We start from the raw sequence: 718 nt of genomic DNA, 5'->3' as shown, positions 1-718 counted from the left end.
CAGGTCAACGATACGACTACCGATGCCACCGTCAATCTGACTGCGTCGACGCAGCTTGAGGGGCCGGCGTCGAGCTACGTGTTCACGGCAACGCTGTCGAATGCCTCGCAGGGCGCGACCACGATCACGACCGATCAGGGTGTGATCACGATTGCCGACGGGCAGACTACGGGCACGCTGACGATTGCCGCGGGCAATGGCGAGGATGTCTACAAGGATGCATCGTCGCTGACCGCAACGATCACCGGAACCTCGGGCGGCAATTTCGAGCATTTGGTGGTCGGCACCGGCGCGGCGACGGCACAGGTCAACGATACGACTACCGATGCCACGGTCAATCTGAGCGCGTCGACGCAGCTTGAGGGGCCGGCCTCGAGTTACGTGTTCACGGCAACGCTGTCGAACGCCTCGGAAGGCGTTACCACGGTGCACACCGACCAGGGCGACATCACCATTGTGGACGGCCAGACCACCGGAACGCTGGTGATCGCCTCGGGCAATGGCGAGGACGTCTACAACGACGCCAGCCAGCTGACCGCCAACATCACCGGGACCGAGGGCGGCAACTTCGAGAAACTCGTCGTCGGCACCGGGGCAGCGACGGCCCATGTCGACGACACCATTACGGACGCGACGGTCAACCTGACCGCCTCGACGGTGCTGGAGGGCGCGGTCGCCAACTACACCTTCACGGCGACGCTGTCGAACGCCTCGGAGG

At 64.2% G+C, this 718-nt stretch carries 1 protein-coding gene; it reads left to right on the top strand.

The genetic code is table 11. The annotated features are described in order from the left end of the window. Positions 1-718 (top strand): immunoglobulin-like domain-containing protein (locus tag IF803_RS42530; RefSeq protein ID WP_461196171.1); only part of this gene is annotated, 718 nt, incomplete at both ends.

It is taken from the genome of Bradyrhizobium sp. UFLA06-06 (assembly GCF_054820065.1).
Note: the sequence above shows the minus strand (reverse complement) of the source record. Positions and strands in the feature narration are given on the sequence as shown.